The 621-nt window shown below is 72.0% G+C and carries 2 protein-coding genes; both read right to left on the bottom strand.

Annotation, left to right across the window (positions count from 1 at the left end; translation table 11 throughout):
- Positions 1-52 precede the first annotated feature (52 nt).
- On the bottom strand, positions 53-352 hold the full coding sequence (locus tag ACT84W_RS09685) for a DEAD/DEAH box helicase (protein WP_444329057.1): 300 nt from the start codon (positions 350-352) through the stop codon (positions 53-55).
- Positions 353-397: 45 nt separating this feature from the next.
- Positions 398-621: hypothetical protein (locus ACT84W_RS09680; protein WP_444329056.1), on the bottom strand; the 224-nt coding region annotated here is incomplete at its 5' end.

The raw sequence follows: 621 nt of genomic DNA, 5'->3' as shown, positions 1-621 counted from the left end.
CCCGGTTCGCCGAGGCGGGCCGTATCGGCTTCGTCGTCGTCGACGAGGCTCATCACGCGGCCGAGGCGAACCGGGCGGAATGGATAGCGAGAAACTCGGGCGTGGTCAGGACGACGTCGACCGCGCCGTCGGCGAGCCCGGCGAAGACGGCGTCGCGGTCGGCGGCGTCGGTCTCCCCGGTGAGGACCTCCGTCGCGAGGCCAAGGGCGCCGAGGGTCTTCTGCAGATGGAAGGCCTGGTCGGCGACGAGGGCGCGCAGCGGGTAGACGAAGACGGACGCTGCCCCCTCGAGGATAGCCTCACGCGCTGCGTGGATGTAGAAGATGAGCGACTTGCCCCGCCCCGTCGCCATAACAGCGAGGCAGCTTCGATGCGCGCCGAGCACAACGAGCGCCGCTTATTGGGCCGGCAGGAGCTCATGGTCGCCGATCATGCGGCGCGCGAGCTCAGAGGTGAGCTCGCCCGGTTCGAGTCCCTCGAGCGCAGGGTCTTGGATCCTCTGGGGCGTGGGGACGGGCGCGGGCGGCTCGGCGGCGCGCAGCGAGTCGTCGGCGAGCGAGGCGACCTCGGAGGCGACGCCCGCAGGCGACGCCGCGCCCTCCCCGCCCTCGCGCACGATGA

It is taken from the genome of Paratractidigestivibacter sp., from assembly GCF_052362415.1.
Lineage (GTDB): Bacteria > Actinomycetota > Coriobacteriia > Coriobacteriales > Atopobiaceae > Paratractidigestivibacter.
The sequence above is the reverse complement of the archived record's forward strand: the minus strand, read 5'-3'. Positions and strand labels throughout refer to the sequence as shown.

Coding starts and splice junctions, on each gene's coding strand:
- ACT84W_RS09685 (WP_444329057.1), bottom strand. CDS start 352: ATGGCGACGGGGCGGGGCAAGTCGCTCATCTTCTACATCCACGCAGCG.